This is a genomic window from Candidatus Blastococcus massiliensis AP3, from assembly GCF_000582785.1.
Taxonomy (GTDB): domain Bacteria; phylum Actinomycetota; class Actinomycetes; order Mycobacteriales; family Geodermatophilaceae; genus Blastococcus; species Blastococcus massiliensis.
In genome coordinates, this window is sequence record NZ_HG931173.1 from 1,303,469 (window position 1) to 1,322,033 (window position 18,565).

General features: G+C 73.8%; 21 protein-coding genes, 1 tRNA gene and 1 riboswitch. Of the genes, 8 read left to right on the forward strand and 14 right to left on the reverse strand.

Going from position 1 to position 18,565, the window contains the following annotated elements:
• Together BN344_RS06445 and BN344_RS21000 are read right to left on the reverse strand one after the other, a co-directional pair.
• The coding region (locus BN344_RS06445; protein WP_040338055.1) for an ATP-binding protein at window positions 1–2,629 on the reverse strand (2,629 nt) is incomplete at its 3' end.
• 59 nt (window positions 2,630–2,688) lie between these two features.
• The gene (locus BN344_RS21000; RefSeq protein ID WP_269319878.1) at window positions 2,689–2,820 is read right to left on the reverse strand and encodes a hypothetical protein; all 132 of its coding nucleotides are present in this window, start codon (window positions 2,818–2,820) and stop codon (window positions 2,689–2,691) included.
• 261 nt (window positions 2,821–3,081) lie between these two features.
• On the opposite strand from BN344_RS21000, the gene BN344_RS06450 reads away from it, so the two are divergent.
• Entirely contained in the window at window positions 3,082–3,330 is a 249-nt protein-coding gene (locus BN344_RS06450; RefSeq protein WP_040337415.1) for a DUF6458 family protein, read from the forward strand.
• Window positions 3,331–3,665: 335 nt separating this feature from the next.
• Here BN344_RS06450 and BN344_RS06455 read toward each other — a convergent pair whose 3' ends face one another.
• On the reverse strand, window positions 3,666–4,430 hold the full coding sequence (locus BN344_RS06455) for a phospholipid scramblase-related protein (protein WP_040337416.1): 765 nt from the start codon (window positions 4,428–4,430) through the stop codon (window positions 3,666–3,668).
• 159 nt (window positions 4,431–4,589) lie between these two features.
• Between BN344_RS06455 and BN344_RS06460 the strand changes: the two genes are divergently transcribed.
• Window positions 4,590–5,252: an HD domain-containing protein gene (locus BN344_RS06460; RefSeq protein WP_040337417.1), complete on the forward strand. Its 663-nt coding sequence runs from the start codon at window positions 4,590–4,592 to the stop codon at window positions 5,250–5,252.
• Here BN344_RS06460 and BN344_RS06465 read toward each other — a convergent pair.
• Entirely contained in the window at window positions 5,191–5,469 is a 279-nt protein-coding gene (locus BN344_RS06465) for a DUF4031 domain-containing protein (protein ID WP_040337418.1), read from the reverse strand. The two genes, BN344_RS06460 and BN344_RS06465, sit on opposite strands and share 62 nt — an antisense overlap.
• A gap of 36 nt (window positions 5,470–5,505) precedes the next feature.
• On the opposite strand from BN344_RS06465, the gene BN344_RS06470 reads away from it, so the two are divergent.
• Both BN344_RS06470 and BN344_RS06475 read left to right on the forward strand, forming a co-directional pair.
• Window positions 5,506–6,516, forward strand: coding sequence for a Gfo/Idh/MocA family protein (locus BN344_RS06470; RefSeq protein WP_040337419.1), 1,011 nt, complete (start codon window positions 5,506–5,508; stop codon window positions 6,514–6,516).
• 82 nt (window positions 6,517–6,598) lie between these two features.
• Window positions 6,599–7,177 carry a hypothetical protein gene (locus BN344_RS06475; RefSeq protein ID WP_040337420.1) on the forward strand — a complete coding sequence of 193 codons (579 nt, stop codon included), beginning with the start codon at window positions 6,599–6,601 and terminating at the stop codon, window positions 7,175–7,177.
• Window positions 7,178–7,193: 16 nt separating this feature from the next.
• Here BN344_RS06475 and BN344_RS06480 read toward each other — a convergent pair whose 3' ends face one another.
• Window positions 7,194–7,976 carry a DUF72 domain-containing protein gene (locus BN344_RS06480; RefSeq protein ID WP_040337421.1) on the reverse strand — a complete coding sequence of 261 codons (783 nt, stop codon included), beginning with the start codon at window positions 7,974–7,976 and terminating at the stop codon, window positions 7,194–7,196.
• Window positions 7,977–8,001: 25 nt separating this feature from the next.
• Between BN344_RS06480 and BN344_RS06485 the strand changes: the two genes are divergently transcribed.
• The gene (locus BN344_RS06485) at window positions 8,002–8,388 is read left to right on the forward strand and encodes a VOC family protein (RefSeq protein ID WP_040337422.1); all 387 of its coding nucleotides are present in this window, start codon (window positions 8,002–8,004) and stop codon (window positions 8,386–8,388) included.
• 244 nt (window positions 8,389–8,632) lie between these two features.
• Here the strand turns inward: BN344_RS06485 and groL are convergent, their stop codons facing one another.
• From groL to thrC, 3 genes are all read right to left on the reverse strand, one after another.
• The gene (gene groL / locus BN344_RS06490; RefSeq protein ID WP_040337423.1) at window positions 8,633–10,264 is read right to left on the reverse strand and encodes a chaperonin GroEL; all 1,632 of its coding nucleotides are present in this window, start codon (window positions 10,262–10,264) and stop codon (window positions 8,633–8,635) included.
• A 274-nt stretch (window positions 10,265–10,538) separates the two neighbouring features.
• Complete coding sequence (locus tag BN344_RS06495; protein ID WP_040337424.1) at window positions 10,539–10,739, reverse strand: cold-shock protein; 201 nt, start codon at window positions 10,737–10,739, stop codon at window positions 10,539–10,541.
• Window positions 10,740–10,924: 185 nt separating this feature from the next.
• Window positions 10,925–12,244, reverse strand: a complete 1,320-nt coding sequence (gene thrC, locus BN344_RS06500) for a threonine synthase (RefSeq protein WP_197022244.1) — start codon at window positions 12,242–12,244, stop codon at window positions 10,925–10,927.
• A 12-nt stretch (window positions 12,245–12,256) separates the two neighbouring features.
• Window positions 12,257–12,385, reverse strand: a riboswitch (SAM riboswitch).
• 49 nt (window positions 12,386–12,434) lie between these two features.
• Between thrC and BN344_RS06505 the strand changes: the two genes are divergently transcribed.
• Complete coding sequence (locus BN344_RS06505) at window positions 12,435–13,265, forward strand: HAD family hydrolase (protein ID WP_231486537.1); 831 nt, start codon at window positions 12,435–12,437, stop codon at window positions 13,263–13,265.
• A gap of 1 nt (window position 13,266) precedes the next feature.
• On the opposite strand, the gene BN344_RS06510 is transcribed toward BN344_RS06505, so the two are convergent.
• The 3 genes from BN344_RS06510 to rarD form a co-directional block, all read right to left on the reverse strand.
• Window positions 13,267–14,268, reverse strand: coding sequence for a LytR C-terminal domain-containing protein (locus BN344_RS06510; protein ID WP_155858773.1), 1,002 nt, complete (start codon window positions 14,266–14,268; stop codon window positions 13,267–13,269).
• A gap of 177 nt (window positions 14,269–14,445) precedes the next feature.
• A complete protein-coding gene (locus tag BN344_RS06515; protein WP_081788391.1) occupies window positions 14,446–14,781 on the reverse strand; it encodes a DUF3263 domain-containing protein in 336 nt (111 codons plus the stop codon).
• Between the two features lie 133 nt (window positions 14,782–14,914).
• The gene (rarD, locus tag BN344_RS06520; RefSeq protein WP_040337427.1) at window positions 14,915–15,832 is read right to left on the reverse strand and encodes an EamA family transporter RarD; all 918 of its coding nucleotides are present in this window, start codon (window positions 15,830–15,832) and stop codon (window positions 14,915–14,917) included.
• 65 nt (window positions 15,833–15,897) lie between these two features.
• Here rarD and BN344_RS06525 point away from each other — a divergent pair, with 65 nt between their 5' ends.
• Complete coding sequence (locus BN344_RS06525) at window positions 15,898–16,296, forward strand: DUF5313 family protein (RefSeq protein WP_040337428.1); 399 nt, start codon at window positions 15,898–15,900, stop codon at window positions 16,294–16,296.
• Here the strand turns inward: BN344_RS06525 and BN344_RS06530 are convergent.
• The 3 genes from BN344_RS06530 to BN344_RS06540 all read right to left on the reverse strand — a co-directional run bounded on the left by BN344_RS06530 (window position 16,296) and on the right by BN344_RS06540 (window position 17,239).
• Window positions 16,296–16,368 (reverse strand) — tRNA-Thr (locus BN344_RS06530). The two genes, BN344_RS06525 and BN344_RS06530, sit on opposite strands and share 1 nt — an antisense overlap.
• 94 nt (window positions 16,369–16,462) lie before the next feature.
• Window positions 16,463–16,927, reverse strand: coding sequence for a GNAT family N-acetyltransferase (locus BN344_RS06535; protein ID WP_081788392.1), 465 nt, complete (start codon window positions 16,925–16,927; stop codon window positions 16,463–16,465).
• A gap of 51 nt (window positions 16,928–16,978) precedes the next feature.
• On the reverse strand, window positions 16,979–17,239 hold the full coding sequence (locus BN344_RS06540; protein WP_051515593.1) for a hypothetical protein: 261 nt from the start codon (window positions 17,237–17,239) through the stop codon (window positions 16,979–16,981).
• 522 nt (window positions 17,240–17,761) lie between these two features.
• Between BN344_RS06540 and BN344_RS06545 the strand changes: the two genes are divergently transcribed.
• The gene (locus BN344_RS06545) at window positions 17,762–18,538 is read left to right on the forward strand and encodes an ABC transporter permease (RefSeq protein ID WP_051515594.1); all 777 of its coding nucleotides are present in this window, start codon (window positions 17,762–17,764) and stop codon (window positions 18,536–18,538) included.
• Window positions 18,539–18,565 lie beyond the last annotated feature (27 nt).

Consider the following 18,565-nt stretch of genomic DNA (forward strand, 5'->3'; position numbering starts at 1 on the left):
CCTCGGCCAGCCGCCAGCGCGACCGCGCCTGCTCGTAGACGTGCCCGAAGCCGCCGAACGCCTCGACGCACGTCCGCCACAACTCCGGGGCGACATCCCCGCGCAGCCGAGCAGTCTCGGCCAGCACGCGCGCGTGCCAGGCCTTGCCCTCGAGTCCGGGCTCACCGAACGCCTCGACGTAGATGTCGACGGCGGAGCGGGCCAGCTCCACGAGCGGTTGCGCTTCCTTCATCCAGTGCTCCGCCGTCGCGGTGTCACCCACGAGCCGGGCGGCGCACGCGGCGTCAGCGGCCGGGGCGAGCGCGGTGGCGACCATCCGGAGCACGCCCAGGTGGTCGGTGTCCCAGATGGCCCGCAGCCGGTCGGTGGCGGTCGTGCAGGCCTCCAGCGCGGTGGCCGGATCGCCGGACCACGCCGCGAGGTCGATCTCCGCCGCCGACGTGACGAGGATGAGCATCACGTGGGCTTGGAGCCTGGACACGAGGGCGCGAGCCCAGTCCAGCCGCTCCCGGGCCTCCGGCGCACCGCGCCCCACCAGAACGAGCAGCGCCGCGGCTCGCAGGTGCGCCGCCATGTCCGGTACCCGGGCCAGCTCGTCGGCCTCGGCCAGGCTCTCGTCCCAGCGGCCGGTCATGTACAGGGCGGTGACCCGGAAGTGCCGTAGCTCCACCGGGTAGAAGGCCCACTCCATGCCCTGCTCGCGGGCCTGCTGGATCCCGCGGCCGGTCAGGTCGACGACGTCGTCGAGCCGGCCGTCGTCGAGCGCGAGAGTCGCCAGGTTGAACAGGGCCCGCATCTCGACGTCGACGTCACCGGCGCGACGGGCCCGCACCCGGGCCTCCTCCAGCCGCCGCGTGACCCAGGCGATGTCCTCGCCCGGCCGGTTGCCCGTCTGCGAGATCGCGGTGTCGGCCCACGCGCTGTCGAGGCCCAGCGCGTCGGCCGCGGCCAGCGCCTCCTCGGCCGCCGCGTCGCCTTCCTCCAGCCGACCCATCGCGTAGCTCATCCGTGCGTGCGTCGCCGCGGCCCAGGTGCGCGCCTCCGACGGCGGGTCGGCCGGTACCAGCTGCAGCGCGGCGGCGCTCTGCTCGGCCGCACCGGCCAGGTCCTCGACCCGCACCATCGCCTGCGCGAGCGTGTAGTGCACCCGCGCCCTCGCCGCCGGGTCGCCGTCGGGGCCGAGGGTCTCCAGAGCGGACCGGAGCAGCGCCAGGGCGCGGTGCATCTCACCAGCCGCCCGCGCGGCCACGGCGGTCTCCAGCAACAGCGCCGCCTGGTCTCGGCCGGCGCGCTCCTCGGCGTCCGGCACCGCCGACCACAGCGCCAGAGCGGACTCGAGGTGCTGGAGCTGTTCGGCGGGAGCGCCGACGCAGCAGGCGTCGTCGGCCGCTTCGAGCGCGGCGGTCAGCGCCCCGGGCAGGTCGTTGCTCCCGCGGGAGTGGTGCACCCGCTCGGCGGCGGTGCCCGCACTCGGGTGGGCGGCCAGGTAGGCGGCGATCGCGGCGTGCAGCCGCACCGCCTCGCCGGGGAGGAGGTCGGCCAGCACGGCTTCGCGGAGCAGGGCGTGCCGGAAGCGGTAGCGGCCGTCGTCGTGGACGACGAGGAGGTGGTGGTGGACGGTCTCGGCGAGCGCCCGCTGGACCTCCTCCGGCGTGAGCTCGACGACCGCTGCCAGCCACTCGTGCCGCACCATGCGGCCGGCGACGGCGGCCACGCGCAGCACCTGCTGCGCGGCGGGCGATCGCTGCTCCACCCGCGTCATCAGGACGTCGGCCAGCGCCCACGGCAGTGCCTCGTCGTGCACGCCCGCGGCCAGCAGCTCCTCGGCGAAGAACGCATTGCCCTCGGCCCGGGCGACGACGTCGTCGAGCGCGCTCTCGGTGAGCCCGCCGACCTCTCCGGCGAGCCCCTGCACCAGCTCCCGCACCGCGGTGGAGGGCAGGGGCGAGAGCTCGATGCGCTCGACCCCGGGCAGCCGGACGAGCTCGGCGAGCAGGGGCCGCAGCGGGTGCCGCCGGTGCAGGTCCTCGGAGCGGTAGGAGGCGACCACGAGGATCGGCTCGTCGACCAGCCGGGCCAGCAGGTACCGCAGCAGGTCGCGGCTGGAGCGGTCGGCCCAGTGCAGGTCTTCGAGCACGAGCAGCAGCGGCGCCGTCGCAGCCAGCTCGCACAGGAGATGCGCGGCCGACTCGAACAGCTGCAGACGGCCGTCGTCCACCGGCTGCGGGGCGGCCCGGTTGGGCAGCGGGCGGCCGAGGTCCTGCCCCTCCCCCGGTGGCCGGACGGGCGCCACGGCCCCGGCGCCGGAGAGCAACGCGGTGAGCACCGGGTGCTCCCGCGCGACGGGAGCCAGGCCGGGATCGGCGGCGACCGGCCGGAGCAGGTCGACGAACGGAAGGTAGGGCAGACCGACGTCGCCCAGGTCGACGCAGTGACCGGTGAGCACGCGCAGCCCGGACGCGGCGGCGCGACTGCTCAGCTCGTCGAGCAGCCGGGTCTTGCCGACCCCCGCGTCACCGGCGAGGAGCACCGCGGACGAGCGCCCGGCCACCGCGCGGTCCACGTGCGCGAGCAGCCGGGCGAGCTCCTCGTCCCGGCCGACCAGCGGCGCGTCGTCCCAGCGTGACACGTCGGTGATCGTTCCACGGGGCTCCGACATCTCCGAGGTCCCCGGCCGGGAGGATGTGGTCAGCGGATCTGCCGCCGACGGCGCCACCAGGAGGGTCCGCCGGAGGGACGACGCCGGCCGATGTTCTGGAGGACCTCGCGGCGGTAGCGCAGCTCGGCCTCGAGGCCCGGGTCGATGTAGTAGTCGGTCATGGCCGTTCCTCTCGTCGTCCGGAGTGGACGCGAGGAACGTTCGTCCTGAGTGCACGCCCCGGGCATCGGGCGACCACGCAGTCCTGGTGCTCCCGGCGCCGGCCGAGCGTCTAAGGCCCCTCAGACACACCCCGTTCGAGGGATACGGGCAGGTCAAGCGGTTGGGCCGGCGTTCGGCCGGGCATGCCTCGGCCGCGGCGACCGCCGCCGGTCGGCCTGCCCAGCGTCGTGCGCGCCGGACCGTGAGGAAGGGAGTTCGGCATGCGACTCGGAACTGCCATCGTCCTGCTCGCGCTCGGCGCGATCCTGACCTTCGCGCTGGAGGTGGACGTCAGCGGCGTCGACCTGCAGGTGGTCGGCTGGATCCTGATGATCGTCGGTGCGCTCGGCATCGTGCTCGAGATGGCCGTCTGGGGCCCCCGTCAGCGACGGGTCACCCGGACCGATGCCCACGGCGATCCCGCCGGGGGCGCCCCGGTGCGGCGGAGCACCACCGAAGAGACCTACTGAGCAGCGCTGACCCGCTGCACGGACGAGCCCCGCTCCTGCTGGAGCGGGGCTCGTCTGCGTTCAGGTCCGGACCGGATGACGGCCGCCTCGCGGCGAGATGCACAACGCGGCTCCAGCCCCCGGCCGAGGCCGGGGCGGTAGTCCGTGAAGGCGTAACCAAATGGCACCCGGGGGCACGATGCACCCGGCCCGGACAGGACCCAGGCTACGCGCTCCACGAGGGCCCGTCCTGTCACGCCGAGTGGGCCCCGAAGGGGTCCGCGCAGGCGTGACGCAGCGGCTCCGCGGCGGCCGGGAACGGCAATTGGCCGCGGTGCAGTCCGGAGGACTGCCGTTCAATTGAAGCCGCGGTCGTCCTGCTTGAGCGCCGTGTCGACCGTCAGCGCGGAGGCCAGCACCATGCTCGCCAGCGGCTCGGGCAGCCGGAAGTGGACCAGGACGACGTACCGGTCGGCCGTGGTGAACATCGTGCGGGCCAGGCCCTCCCACTTCTTCGTGATGCGGGCGACCTCGGTGCCGGTCGCGTCGGTGATCGCGAAGTCCCAGGCCCGCCAGTTCTCCGCCTGGATCGCCCCGACCACCTGACCGCCGGCCACCAGGTCGAAGCGGATCTTGCCGAAGACGTTGGCCTGCACGATCTCACCGAGCGGGGTGCCGTCGGGGCGCTCGACGACGACCCGTGACTTCATCAGCTTGGCCGGCCGGGTCAGCACCAGGACCGGGCCGCGGGCGTCGCGCACCTCGAGCCGGTGGGTGAGGAACTGGTCGAAGCTGCTGAACAGCCGCACGGCCTTCTTCATCGTGCTCTGCCCGACCTGGACGACGGCGCCGATCTGCCGGCCGTCGCCGTCGAGCACCGCGTACTCGTTGGTGAGCTCGATCAGCTTCGTCTTCTGGTTCACCAGCAGCACCGGCTGGTCGTACAGCGACGGACCGGTGCCCTGCGGCGCTGCCGGAAGGGGTGCGGGGGGCGGCGGTGGCGCCGCCGGCGGGGCTGCCTGCTGGACGTGCTCGGTCCAGCCCTGCCCGTCCCACCAGCGGGTGCCGGGAGTTCCTGCGGGGTCGGGGTACCAGCCCGGAGGGGGCGGCGGCTGCGTCACGGCCGCACGGTATCGGGACGACATCCGAACGCCGTCCTCCCTCACCGTGCGCCGTCCTCCCTCACCGTGCGGCGTCCTCCCTCACCGCCGACGGCGAGGGAGGACCCTCGATGATCAGGTCACCTGATCATCGCCGGCCCCCCGTGCCAGACTGCCCGGGTGAGCGACCTGGTCGGCTTCGACGCGTGGGCGGCGGTGGCCGGTGACTCCCCCACGTCCCGCACCGAGTGGGCCGCCGTCGTCGCCGCGTGGAGCGAGCCGCACCGCCGGTACCACGACCTCGCCCACCTGGCTGCCGTCCTGGGTCTGGTCGGGCAGCTGTCCGCCGAGGCACCCGATCCGGACGCGGTGGCGCTGGCCGCCTGGTACCACGACGTCGTCTACGACCCGCAGCGCAACGACAACGAGGCGGTGAGCGCCGGGCGCGCCCGCGCGGGGCTGCGCGGCCTGGTGCCGGACGAGCGGATCGCGGAGGTCGAGCGGCTGGTGCTCCTCACCGCCGGGCACGCGGCCGAGCCCGGCGACGAGAACGGCGCGGTGCTCTGCGACGCCGACCTGGCCGTGCTGGCGGGGCCGCCGGACGCCTACGCCACCTACGCGTCGGCCGTGCGGGAGGAGTACGGGCACCTGTCCGACGAGGTGTTCACCGCCGGCCGGATCGCCGTCCTCGAGCAGCTGCTGGCACTCCCCCGGCTGTTCCACCTGCCCGCCGTCGCCGGCGAGTGGGAGCCACGGGCGCGGGCCAACATGACCGCCGAGCTCACCCTGCTGCGGGGTCGCGCAGCTTCCGGACCCGCAACCCCGCCGCCAGCAGGCGGCTGAGCAGCTCCCTGCAGTCCACCGGCTGCGCGCCGGCGGCCACCGCGGCCTCGTAGAGGTCCTCCGGGACGTCGTAGTGGTCGCCCTGGAACGCCCGTCGCGGGATGCCCAGCTCGGCGCCGACGAACGCGTGCAGCTCCTCGTAGGAGACGTCGCTGACCAGGTGCGACCACCTGCGCCCCCGCCACGGCCACACCGGGGTGTCGATGAGCACGGCCACGGCAGCAGTCTGCCTGCCGCGGCTAGCGTGGGAGCGGTGAGCGCGGAGATCCGGTGGGGCGTCGTGGGTCCGGGGCGCATCGCCGAGAGCGTCCTGCCCGACTTCGCGCACGTGCCGCACGCCCGCGTCACCGCGGTCGCCTCGCGGTCGCAGGAGCGGGCCGACGCCTTCGCCGCCCGGCACGGGCTGGAGCGGGCGTACGGCAGCTACGCCGAGATCCTCGCCGACCCCGAGGTCGACGTCCTCTACGTCGCCACCCCGCACGCCCAGCACGCCGCCTTCTCCCTCGCCGCCCTGCGCGCCGGCAAGGCGCTGCTCGTGGAGAAGTCGTTCACGGCGACGACGGCCGGTGCCGCCGAGGTGATCGACGCCGCCCGGCGGTCCGGCGTCTTCGTCATGGAGGCGATGTGGACGCGCTTCCAGCCGGTGGTCGTCACGGTGAACGAGCTGATCGCCGACGGCGCGATCGGCGAGGTGCGCTCGGTCCAGGCCGACCTCGGCGTCTCCCGCGAGTACGACCCGGTGGACCGGCTGTTCGCCCTCGATCTCGGTGGCGGCGCGCTGCTCGACCTCGGCGTCTACGTCGTCTCCTTCGCCCAGATGCTCCTGGGCACCCCGCAGCGCGTCGTCGCCACCGGCTCCCTGTTCCCCACCGGTGTCGACGCCGAGGCCGCGCTGCTGCTCGGCTACGACGACGGCCGCGCGGCCACGTTGCTCGCGTCGCTGCGCCAGGCGCTGCCCGGTCAGGCGCGGGTGTTCGGGACCGCCGGCTGGATCGACGTCCTCCCCCGGTTCCACCACCCGGACACGATCGTGCTGCACCGGGCCGGCGCGGACCCCGAGAGGATCACCCGGCCGCAGACCGGCGTGGGGTACGCGCACGAGCTGATCGAGGTCACCGAGTGCCTGCGCGCCGGCCGGACCGAGAGCGCGGTCATGCCGCTGGCCGACACCCTCGCCGTGCAGGACGTGCTGGGCCGGGCGGCCGAGCAGCTCGGCGTCCGCCACGCCGAGGGCACCGCGGCCTCCATGGCTCCGTTCGGGTGACATCGCTGAAGGTGGCCGTCCGTCCTGCCGAAGACAGGGGGAACGCCGCATTCGCAGCGCCCGCCCGGAGGAGCACAGGTTCATGGCAGTTCTCGAGACACTGGCCGCCGTCGCCGCCAAGATCACCGGTGGGAGCGCCGTCGCCAAGGCAGCTGCCGGTCTGGGGATCGCCGCGGCCAGCGTGACCGGCGCGGGAGCAGCGGGCGTGCTGCCCGCCCCGGTGCAGGACACCGTGGCCGGCGCCGTCGAGACGGTGACGCCCTTCGAGCTGCCCGCGTCGGACGACACGACGCCCGCGGACGACGTGGTCGAGGTCGAGGTGCCGGTCGTCGAGGAACTGCCCGGGGACGACGCCCCGGAGGGCGCTCCCGAGGACGGCACCGCGGACGACGTGACCGACGCCGGTGCCGCGCACGGCCTGGAGAACGCTCTCCAGCACGCGAACGAGAACGCGCACGCCACGCTGCAGCGGAACCTGGAGCGGCACGAGGCGCACGAGGCCGAGAAGGCCACCCGCGAAGCAGCGCGGGCGCAGGAACATGCCGCTCGCGAGGCCCAGCGGGGCTCACGGACGGGAGGCGGAGCGGCGGCCGAGGGGCCGGCCGCCACCTCCGAGCAACCCGCCGGACGTCAGGGTCGGGGCCCCGGCCGCACGGACTGACCACCGCGCGCCCGGTTCACACCGGGGCCCAGGCAGCTCCGGTCGCCTGGTCGGCGGTGGGCACCCGGGTCGGGGTGCCCCCGGCCCGGCGGACGGCGTCGGCGAACCGCACCGCGTCGATGACGGCGTTGCAGCCCGGGTCGTTGTTGAAGTAGACGAGCACATCGCCGTCGCCGTAGGTGCTGACGACGCGGTCCGCCCACAGCTGCAGGGTCTCCTCCCGATAGCCCCAGCTCTCGAAGCCGTGGTGGAAGCGCAGGTAGCCCCAGTCGGTGGTGCGCCACAGCGAGGCGATCGGCTGCTCGTCGCGGTCGGCCCAGCACAAGGCCGCGCCGTAGCGCTCGAGCAGCGCGCGGATCTCGTCGGTCCACCACGACTCGTGCCGCGGCTCGACGGCGACCCGCGTCCCGGGCGGGAACTGCGCCAGGCACTCGCGCAGCAATTCTGCGTCGGCCTTCAGGGTGGGCGGCAGCTGCAGCAGGATCGTGTCGAGCTTCGCGCCCAGGCCGGCCGCCCGGTCCATCAGCCGGCCGACCGGCTCCTCGGGCTCGCGCAGCCGCTTGATGTGGGTGAGGAACCGGCTGGCCTTGACCGCCCAGCGGAAGTCCGGCGGCGTGCGGTCGCGCCACTTCTCGAACGTCTCGCGCTCCGGCAGCCGGTAGAAGGCGTTGTTGCTCTCGACCGTGTCGAAGTGCTCGACGTAGTGCTCGAGCCACAGCCTCTGGGCGAGCTTCGGCGGGTAGAAGGCGCCGCGCCAGTCGCGGTACTGCCAACCCGACGTCCCGATGATCACGGCCACGGATGGCCGCCTACCCTGCCTGCTCATGGCTGACGCACCGGCACGTTTCAAGGACCTCTGCCTCGACGCCGACGACCACCACGCGCTGGCCGACTGGTGGTGCAGTGCGATCGGCTACGTCCGGCGGGACGCGCTCGAGGACGCCGGGACCCCCGAGGACGACGAGCCCCGCCCGCACGACTGGCCCATCCCGATCGTCGACCCCGACGGCGAGGGTCCGCTGATGTGGATCGTGCCGGTGCCCGAGCGCAAGACGATCAAGAACCGCATGCACTTCGACGTCGTCGGCGAGACGTGGCCGCTGCTGGCGGCCGGCGCCACGATGGTGCGCGAGGCCGACGACGAGATCGAGTGGAGCGTCCTGGCCGACCCCGAGGGCAACGAGTTCTGCGTCTTCGCCCCGGAGGAGTGACCGAGCACCGTCCGGACGGACGCGCTCCATGATCAGCACCGGTCCACCGGGGTCTCCCACGCGGGGAGGGCCCGGTGCGCCGGTGGTGATCACGAACTCGTCCGCGAACGCCGACAGGGGCGGCCCGCTCGCAAGCGGACCGCCCCTGCCGGGCAGTGCTGGTGTTACGTGACGGACCTGGAACGGCCCTGCTGCAGGGTCCCGCGCCGAGCGTGCGAGGCGTGGGGGGCAGCGGGGTCCTTCGTCAGAAGTCCATGCCGCCCATGCCACCCATGTCGCCGCCGCCGGGGGCCGGAGCGTTCTTCTCCGGCTTGTCGGCGATGACGGCCTCGGTGGTGAGGAAGAGCGCCGCGATGGAGGCGGCGTTCTGCAGCGCGGAGCGGGTCACCTTGGCGGGGTCGATGATCCCGGCCGCGACCAGGTCCACGTACTCGCCGGTGGCGGCGTTGAGGCCCCAGCCGGTCTCCGAGTTGCGGACCTTCTCCGCGACGACGCCACCCTCGAGGCCGGCGTTGATCGCGATCTGCTTCAGCGGCGCCTCGAGCGCGACGCGCACGATGTTGGCACCGGTCGCCTCGTCACCCTCGAGCTCGAGCTTGTCGAACGCGACGGCCGTGGCCTGCGCGAGAGCGACGCCACCACCGGCGACGATGCCCTCCTCGACGGCGGCCTTGGCATTGCGCACCGCGTCCTCGATGCGGTGCTTGCGCTCCTTGAGCTCGACCTCGGTCGCGGCGCCGGCCTTGATGACGGCGACGCCACCGGCCAGCTTGGCCAGGCGCTCCTGGAGCTTCTCGCGGTCGTAGTCGGAGTCCGAACGCTCGATCTCGCTGCGGATCTGGTTGACCCGGCCCTGGATCTGGTCGGTGTCACCCGCACCCTCGACGATCGTCGTCTCGTCCTTGGTGACGACGACCTTGCGGGCGCGGCCGAGCAGCTCGAGGTCGGCGTTGTCGAGCTTGAGGCCGACCTCCTCGCTGATGACCTGGCCACCGGTGAGGATGGCGATGTCGGTCAGCATGGCCTTGCGGCGGTCACCGAAACCCGGGGCCTTGACGGCGACGGACTTGAAGGTGCCACGGATCTTGTTCACGACCAGGGTCGCGAGGGCCTCGCCCTCGACGTCCTCGGCGATGATCGCCAGCGGCTTGCCCGACTGCATGACCTTCTCCAGCAGCGGGAGCAGGTCCTTGACGGTGCTGATCTTCGAGTTGACGACGAGCACGTACGGGTCGTCGAGGACGGCCTCCATGCGCTCGGTGTCGGTGACGAAGTAGGGCGAGATGTAACCCTTGTCGAAGCGCATGCCCTCGGTGAGCTCGAGCTCGAGACCGAAGGTGTTGCTCTCCTCGACGGTGATGACACCTTCCTTGCCGACCTTGTCCATGGCCTCGGCGATGAGCTCACCGATGGCGGGGTCAGCGGCGGAGATCGAGGCCGTGGCCGCGATCTGCTCCTTGGTCTCGACGTCCTTGGCGGTCGAGAGAAGGTACTCCGAGACCGAGGCGACGGCGGCCTCGATGCCCTTCTTCAGGGCCATCGGGTTGGCGCCGGCGGCGACGTTGCGCAGACCCTCGCGCACGAGCGCCTGGGCCAGCACGGTGGCGGTGGTGGTGCCGTCACCCGCGACGTCGTCGGTCTTCTTGGCGACCTCCTTGACGAGCTCGGCCCCGATCTTCTCCCACGGGTCCTCGAGCTCGATCTCCTTGGCGATGCTCACACCATCGTTGGTGATGGTGGGCGCACCCCACTTCTTCTCAAGAACGACGTTCCGGCCACGGGGGCCGAGGGTCACCTTGACGGCGTCGGCGAGGGTGTTCATCCCTCGCTCGAGGCCGCGGCGCGCCTCTTCGTTGAACGCGATCATCTTGGCCATGTGGTGATGTCCTCCGAGCATGGATCGCTGCACGGCCGGGTGGGTGCCCGCGACGGACGACACCGGGGGACGCGGACTCCCTTTCGTCCGCGCGCCGGTGCCTCACCGTTCCGACCTGATTGGCACTCAGGAGCCCCGAGTGCCAGAAACGAGTTTGGCACTCGGCCCCTGCGAGTGCAAGAACGGGGGTCGGAGGGGGCTCTTCCACCCGGGAGCGGGAACGACGGAGGCCCGGCCCCCCGCACGGGGAACCGGGCCTCTGCCGGGCGATCGGTCAGGCGCTGCGCACCGCGTCGGCCTGCGGACCCTTCGCGCCCTGGACGACCTCGAACTCCACCCGCTGGCCCTCGTCGAGGGACTTGTAGCCGTCCATCTGGATGGCCGAGTAGTGGACGAAGACGTCCTGGCCGCCGTCGACGGCGATGAAGCCGAAACCCTTCTCGGCGTTGAACCACTTCACGGTGCCCTGTGCCACGTGTGCTCCCACGTTCGTGCGTGCGGTCACCCCACCGCTGCTGATGGGGCGAGGTCTCGCTCTTCCGCCCGCGAACACGAACATGGAGGTCGAACCGAACGGGACCGTACAGGAACGAGTGGCCAAGGTCACTCTCCGAACGCGCACGAACCCGCAAGGTGTGATACGGCGTGGCGGCCCGACCGTCAGCCGATGAGGCCGGCCTGCCGCGCCGACTTCAGCGACGGCTCGACGTGGTGCGTCGGGCCGACCACCGGCTCCAGCGGGTCGAGCGTCTTGAGCCCCTCACCGGTGTTGAGGACGACGGTCTCCTTGGCCGGGTCCAGCCGCCCGTTCTCCACCAGCTGCCGGAGGACGGCGACGGTGACGCCGCCGGCGGTCTCGGCGAAGACGCCGGTGGTGCGGGCGAGGTCGCGGATGCCCTGCACGATCTCGTCGTCGCCCACCCGGCCGACCGCGCCGCCGGTGCGGCGGATCGCGTCGAGGGCGTACGGGCCATCGGCGGGGTTGCCGATGTTCAGCGACTTCGCGATGCCCGTGGGCTTCACCGGCTTCACGACCTCCCAGCCGTTGTCGAAGGCCGTCGCGATCGGGTCGCAGCCGGCCGACTGCGCGCCGAAGATCGTCCACCCGGTGTCCTCGACGATGCCGGCGGCGGCCAGCTCGCGGAACGCCTTGTCCACCTTGGTGAGCAGCGACCCCGACGCCATGGGGATGACGACCTGGGCCGGGATGCGCCAGCCCAGCTGCTCGGCGAGTTCGTAGCCCATCGTCTTGGAGCCCTCGGCGTAGTAGGGCCGCACGTTCTGGTTGACGAAGGCGGTGTCCTCGAACTCGTCGGTCTCGGCGAGCTCGCTGGTCAGCCGGTTGACGTCGTCGTAGGAGCCGTCGACAGCGACCAGCGTCTGGCCGTAGACCGCCGACTGCACGATCTTCCCCGGCTCGAGGTCGGAGGGGACGAAGACGAAGGAGGGCAGGCCCATCCGCGCGGCGTGGGCGGCGACGGAGTTGGCCAGGTTGCCGGTGGAGGCGGCGGCGATCTTGCGGTATCCGAGCCCCTTGGCGGCGGTGGCGGCGAGGCTGACCACGCGGTCCTTGAACGAGTGCGTGGGGTTGGCCGAGTCGTCCTTGACCCACAGGCCGCCGGTGATGCCCAGCTCGTCGGCGAGGCGGTCGGCGCGGACCAGCGGTGTCATGCCCGGGTCGAGCGAGACGCGGTCGGCGGGGTTCTGGCCGACCGGCAGCAGGGCCACGTAGCGCCAGATGTTCTGCGGGCCGGCCTCGATCTGCTCCCGGGTGACGGCGCGCATCACCTCGGGGTCGTAGTCGACCTCCAGCGGGCCGAAGCACTCGGCGCAGGCGTGCTCGGCGATGAGCCCGAACGTGGCCCCGCAGTTGCGGCAGACCAGGCCGCGGGCGGGACAGGGCGGCACGGGGCCGCCGGCGCTCGAGTCCGCCTGGGCGGCTGCGCTGATCCTGGTGCCATCAGGAGCGGTCAGTGTCATGCGACGACTACCTCCTCATCTTCCCTGCGTCGGGCCGTCGAGCCGCACAGGACGGAATTGGCACCTCCCGCTGCGCTGACGCGCAGGCGGCGGTTGCCGGGGCTTCATCGGGCCGTGTCCCTCTGCCCCTCTGGATGAGTGAACGCCCGAACTCTACCCACCGGATGCGGCGGCGAGGGCGGCGGACAGGATGGAAGGCGTGGCAGCCCGCATCGTCTACACCGACCTCGACGGCACGATGGTGGGTCCGCGCGGCTCCTTCTGGCACACGGCCGCACGCGACCTGACCGCGGATCCGGCCGCGGCCCTGCTGGATCTGCACCGCGCGGGCATCCCGCTGGTGCTGGTGAGCGGGAGGACGTTCGAGCAGGTCGTGGAGGCCGCGCGCATCTTCGCCGCCGACGGCGCGATCGCCGAACTGGGCGCGACGGTCGCCTGGGACGCCGGCCGGAACGTGCACCGCCTCCGGGGCGACTTCCCCGAGGGGTTCGGCGACCGGACACCGATGGCGGCCATGGCCGAGCTCGGGATCGTCGAGGAGCTCATCGCCGCGCACCCCGGAGAGCTGGAGTGGCACGCGCCGTGGCACACCACGCACGACACCGACGCCCTGCTGCGCGGCCGGGTCGACCCGATGGCCGTCGACGCGTGGCTGGCCGAGCGGGGAGCAGGCTGGCTGACGCTCAAGGACAACGGCGCCATCCCGGCGACGTCACGGATGTCGCTGGACCCCGACCCCGCGCCACCGCGGGTCTACCACCTGATGCCCCGCGGCATCTCGAAGGGCGCAGCGATCGCATGGGACCTGGAGCGCCGCGGCATCGCGGCCGCCGACGCGGTGGCGATCGGCGACAGCGTGAGCGACCTGGAGATGGCGCCGGCGGTGGGCCGGCTGTGGATCACCGCCAACGGTGCGGGGGTCGACGGGATGACCGACCGGATCGCCGCCGTCCCCAACGCGACCGTCACCGACGGGGCGATGGGCGAGGGCTGGGCCCAGGCGGTCCGCGCGGGCCTCTAGATCAGGGCTGCCAGTCCCCGGCGGCGACGATGACCAGGCCGGGCGCGGTGACGTCCGCCGGGAGCTCGAAGAACCGCGGCGCCGGGCCCTGCAGCTCGGGGAACTGGTCGACCAGCTGGATGGCGGCCTGGCGCTGGGTCTCGTCGCCCTCGGTGAAGAAGACCGTCGTCACGGGGACGTCGGTGCCCTGGTAGGCGCCGACACCCGCCGACTCCCAGCCGCCGGCGCCCACGGTGCCGGCGATCTTGGCCGCGAGTCCGTTGACGGTGGTGGCGTTCAGGACGACGAACGGCGCACGCACCGGCGTCGTCACGGGCGGCTCCACGGGCGCGGTGTCCTCGGGCAGCTCCGGGAGCGGAGCGACCGGGGCGACCGGAGCCGGTGCGGGGGCCTGCTGCGTCGTGGCCGCGGCCTCGTCGGTCTGCGGCGAGGTGAACTGGTAGACGCCCAGCACGCCCAGGGCGACGACGCCCATGGCGACCAGGCCCTTGGCCATGCGGCGGGGAGCGCGGCGGGGCTCCTCGTCGAGGAGGTCGACGCCGCCGGCCTTGGCGGCCTTCTTGCGGGCGACCTCGGCGGCCTGCCGCTCGGCGCGCAGCGCCGCCCGGCCACCGACCGGAGGGCGGGAGGACGCGCGCTGGGCACGCGGCGCGGGGTAGTCGTCGAGGAACGGGATGTCCTCGTCACGAGCGGCCACCGAGCGGTCGGGGATCGCGGAGGTGGCCGGAGCCAGGGCCGCGCGCATCTCCTCCTCGGAGGGCAGGCCGCGGGGCGCCCTGGTCCAGTCCCCGTGGTGCGAATCGGAGGCGCTGGAGGACGTGGTCTGCCGGGGGACACGCGGCGCGGGCGCGCCGGACCGGACAGCGGAGCTCGCCGGCTTCGCCGGGCGGCCCGACGTGGGCACGGGCGGCAGCGGGAGACGCGAGCGGGAGACCTGCGGCGGGTCGACGGTGCGGGCGGCGACGGCGGCCGCGGTGGGACGCCGCGAGGGCGCCGCGCTCACCCGGGCGCGGTCGCGGCCGGGGGCGGTCGGATGGTCGCTCAGCCGCTCGTCGGTCCCATGCCAGAGACCGTCGGGAAGGTCCGTCCGACGACGGCCACCGGCCACCGGAGCGCCCATCCCGTCACTGCCTGATCCCGCGTGCCTGCCCACGGTGACGGAATCTAGTGGTTGAGAGCCTCATTGCCCAGGACCTCGGGACGGACGCGTCCGTTGCCGCGCCGCGCGGACGCGTCGGAGCCGCCGCACCAGGAGAGGGTCCGCCGCCAGGGCCTCGGGGCGGTCGACCAGGGCGTTGAGCACCTGGTAGTAGCGGGTCGGCGCGACCTCGAAGAGGTCCCGGATCGCGGTCTCCTTGGCGCCGGCGCGACGCCACCACTGACGCTCGAAGTCGAGCATCGACCGCTCCCGCGTGGTCAGCCCCACCGTCGTGACCTGCGCAGATGCCGGCTCGGCCGGGATCGCGGGCACGTCGGCCACGGACGAGGCCATCGCCGTCGACGGGTCGGTGCTCATGTTCGGTCCATCTCCTGCCGGGCTCCGCCGGCCCTGGGTGCGGGCGGCTCGGGAGGAACCGTAGACCGGCCCACCGACGGTTTGCTGCTGCGCCGCGTGGGACGAGCGTGACGACGACGGGCGGCGGCGCAGGTCACAGACCGGCCGGCACGACGGCCGGAACCGCCCGGCGTGTCCCCGCACGGGCGTGTCGCAGGGTGTCCGCCGTGAAGACGGCCAGCGCGAGCCAGACGACGGCGAACCCGGCGAGTCGCGCCGGAGGCATCGGCTCGTCGTAGACGAAGACGCCGACGGCCAGCTGCATGAGCGGCGTGAGGTACTGCAGCAGGCCGATCGTCGACAACGGGATGCGCCGGGCCGCCGCGGCGAACAGCAGCAGCGGGACGGCGGTCGCGATCCCGGAGGTCACCAGCAGCAGCGCGTGCCCCGCGCCCGCGTTGCCGAACGTCCCGGCGCCGTCGGCGTGCAGGAGGGTCAGCACCGCGACGGCGGGCAGCGTCACCAACGCCGTCTCGACGAGGAGCCCGGGCGCGGCCTCCACCCGCACCAGCTTCTTCATCAGCCCGTACAGCCCGAAGGTGCCCGCCAGGCTCAGGGCGATCCACGGCGGACGGCCGTAGTCGATCGTCAGCACGGCGACGGCGACGGCGGCGATGGCGACGGCGACCCACTGCCAGCGGCGCAGCCGCTCGCCGAAGACCACGACGCCGAGCAGCACGCTCACCAGCGGGTTGATGAAGTAGCCCAGCGACGTCTCGACGACGTGCCCGGAGTTCACGCCGTACACGAAGATCAGCCAGTTCCCGGCGATGAGGACGGCGGCGCCCGCGAGGACGAGCAGCGTCCGACGGTCGGCGACGGCGGAGCGCACGTGGGGCCAGCGGCGGACGGCCGTCAGCAGCAGGGCGACGAACAGCAGGGACCACAGCACGCGGTGCGCCACGATCTCCAGGCCGCCGGCGGGCTCCAGCAGCGGGAAGTACAGCGGGAACAGACCCCACATGGAGTAGGCGGCCAGCCCGAAGACGACCCCCAGGCGACGCTCGTCCACGAGGCGCCACCGTACGCGGGGAACGGCCCCGCCCCGCCGACCCGTACCGGCCTACCGTCGGAGGCGTGAGCGGCGAACGACCCAACCCGGCGCAGTGGGTCTGGTACGCCCTCGGCGGGGGGCTGCCGCGGCACCTGTCGCCGTGGGTGCTCTCCGACACCACGGGGCGCACGTGGGTGTGGCGGCACCTGGCCCGTGCGCTGGTGCAACTGCTGCCGGTGCTCGTGCTCGTCGTCGTGGTCGTCCCGGTGCCGTTGCCGTACCGGGTGTCGGCGGCCGTCGGCGGGCTGCTGCTCGGGCTCTTCTTCTCGACGGCGTACATGACCGAGACGACCGAGCACCGGGTGGTGAAGGCCGGCTACCCGCCGGGCACGGCCGGGCGGGTCCGCGCGGAGCGAGCCGAGCGGGAACGCCTGGAGCGGCGCTCGCGCTACCGCCGCGACGGCGCCGGGAGCTTCGACTGAGCCGACGAGGGGACTTGAACCCCTAACCGCCCGATTACAAGTCGGGTGCGCTACCAATTGCGCCACGTCGGCGGAAGAGCGGGACCGGGTCCCGGCCCCAGGATAGGTACAGCGCGCGGATGGACCGTCCCGGCGCCGTACACCCCTTCCCCGGGGCCGCGCCTGCTCACCGGTCCCCCGGCCGCCAGACGTAGCGGACGTCGGGTTCGCCCTCCTCGTTGCCCGCCCCGTCGGTCCGCTCGACGGCGTCGAAGCCCTGGCGCTCGTAGAACCGCTGCGCGGCCCGGTTGACCTGGAAGGTCCACAGCTGCAGCCCCGCGGACTGCCGCTCCTTGGCCAGCCCGACGAGGCGGGCGCCGACGCCGCGCCCCCACCAGGAGGGGGCGAGGTAGAGCTGGTCGAGCCAGCCGTCGGAGAGCGCGAGGACGCCGATCACCGCGTCGTCCGCGGTCGCCACCCACGCGTCGTGCCGCGGGAGGAGGACGTCGCGGATCCAGCGCCGCACGTCGTCGTCGGGATGCGCGCGGCGCACCGTCGGCAACGCGACGTCGAAGGCGCGCAGCCACACGTCGGCGACGGCCCCGGCGTCGGCGGCCGTCGCGGGGCGGAGCACCACGGGTGGAGCGGTCACCCGGTGGACGCTGCCAGGTTCGGCCGTCGCCCTCGACCGGATTGCGCCGGGTCAGGCGGCGCCGGTGCCCGCCGCCGGGAGATCGCGCACGTGGTCGGCCGGATTGCCCGGTGCCGGTCCGGCGGCCAGCCAGCGCGCGAAGCCGCCCGGGTCGCGACGCTCCAGCTCGTCGAGCACGGTCGCCCGGCGCGCGACGACCGCCTGCCGGACGACGGGATCCAGGCGCCCCGCCAGCGCGGCACTGGTACGCATCCACTCCTGCCCGAGCGAGTCGGTCGCGAGCCCACCCACCGGGGGCAGGAGCAGGGCCATCGGCCGTCCGGACGGGCTCGGTGCCGGGCCCGGGGGCCGTGCGGCGGCACCGCCCGGACCGCCGGCCCGCGTGCCGGTGCCGCCCGCCGCAGCCGGGCCACGACGATCCACGCGACGACGGCGGCGATGACGAGCGCAGCCACCACGCCGCCGGCGAGGGCCGACGTCCCGACGAGCACCAGGACCAGGCCGGTGGTCCACCCGGCGGTCCTGACACCGACGTCGGCGGCCGAGTGCCGGGTCCCCGGCACCTCCCGCGCCATGACGGCCGCGCCCGATCCCACGACCGCCGCCGTCACCAGCAGCAGGACCAGCCCCGGCCCGCGGAGGACGAACGCTCCGGCGACGGCCAGGACGAGCCCGGCACCCGACACGAGCAGGAGAGCGGACCGGGCGAGCGGACCGGGCACGGGCGGCCTCCGAGGTGCGCGGGGACGGCCGGTCGGCCGTCCGCCCGGGCCCCCTACCCGGTCCGCGCACCGGCCACGCCCCGACACGGGGCGGCAGGCAGGATCGACGCCCGTGGGCTCATCCGTCGTCGACCCGGACCTCCGGCTGGCCCTCGTGCTCGTCGCCCTCACGGTGATCGCGGCGGCCGCTGGATGGCTCTCCGGTCTGGGCGAGCACCGGTCGATCCTCGTCGCCGCGGCCCGCGCCACGGTGCAGCTCGCGGTCGTCTCCGCCGTGCTGGTCGCCGTCGTCGGGTCGCTGGCCCTCTCCGCCGCCTTCGTCGTCCTCATGACCGGCATCGCGTCGGTCACCGCCGCCGGGCGGGTGACCGGACGTCCGCTGCGCTCCCCCGGTGTCCGCGGCCGGCTGGTGGCCGCCGCGCTGCCGATCGCGTGCGGCGCCGGACCCGTCGTCCTCCTCGTGCTGGCCAGCGGAACCGTTCCCCTGCGCGGCGAGGCGGTCATCCCCATCGCCGGCATCCTCATCGGCGGCGCCATGACGGCCACCTCCCTGGCCGGACGCCGGCTGCGCGAGGAGCTCGGCCAGCGGCGGGGCGAGGTGGAGGCGGCCCTCGCCCTGGGACTGATGCCGCGCGACGCCGTCCTGCTCGTCGTCCGGCCGGTCGCGGCCACCGCGCTGATCCCGCCGCTGGACCAGACCCGCACCGTCGGTCTGGTGACCCTGCCCGGCGCCTTCGTCGGCGTCCTGCTCGGCGGCGGCACGCCGCTCGAGGCGGGAGCCGCTCAGCTGCTGGTCCTCGTGGGGCTGCTCGCCGCCGAGATGCTCGCGGTCTGGATCGTCACGGAACTCGTCGGCCGCGGGGCATTGTTGGACGACGTCCCGCGTTGACCCGTCCAGGCACCTCACAGGGAGCCT

Coding starts and splice junctions, on each gene's coding strand:
- BN344_RS21000 (WP_269319878.1), bottom strand. CDS start 2,820: ATGACCGACTACTACATCGACCCGGGCCTCGAGGCCGAGCTGCGCTAC.
- BN344_RS06450 (WP_040337415.1), top strand. CDS start 3,082: ATGCGACTCGGAACTGCCATCGTCCTGCTCGCGCTCGGCGCGATCCTG.
- BN344_RS06475 (WP_040337420.1), top strand. CDS start 6,599: ATGGCAGTTCTCGAGACACTGGCCGCCGTCGCCGCCAAGATCACCGGT.
- BN344_RS06485 (WP_040337422.1), top strand. CDS start 8,002: ATGGCTGACGCACCGGCACGTTTCAAGGACCTCTGCCTCGACGCCGAC.
- groL (WP_040337423.1), bottom strand. CDS start 10,264: ATGGCCAAGATGATCGCGTTCAACGAAGAGGCGCGCCGCGGCCTCGAG.
- thrC (WP_197022244.1), bottom strand. CDS start 12,244: ATGACACTGACCGCTCCTGATGGCACCAGGATCAGCGCAGCCGCCCAG.
- BN344_RS06505 (WP_231486537.1), top strand. CDS start 12,435: ATGGAAGGCGTGGCAGCCCGCATCGTCTACACCGACCTCGACGGCACG.
- BN344_RS06515 (WP_081788391.1), bottom strand. CDS start 14,781: ATGAGCACCGACCCGTCGACGGCGATGGCCTCGTCCGTGGCCGACGTG.
- BN344_RS06540 (WP_051515593.1), bottom strand. CDS start 17,239: ATGGCCCTGCTCCTGCCCCCGGTGGGTGGGCTCGCGACCGACTCGCTC.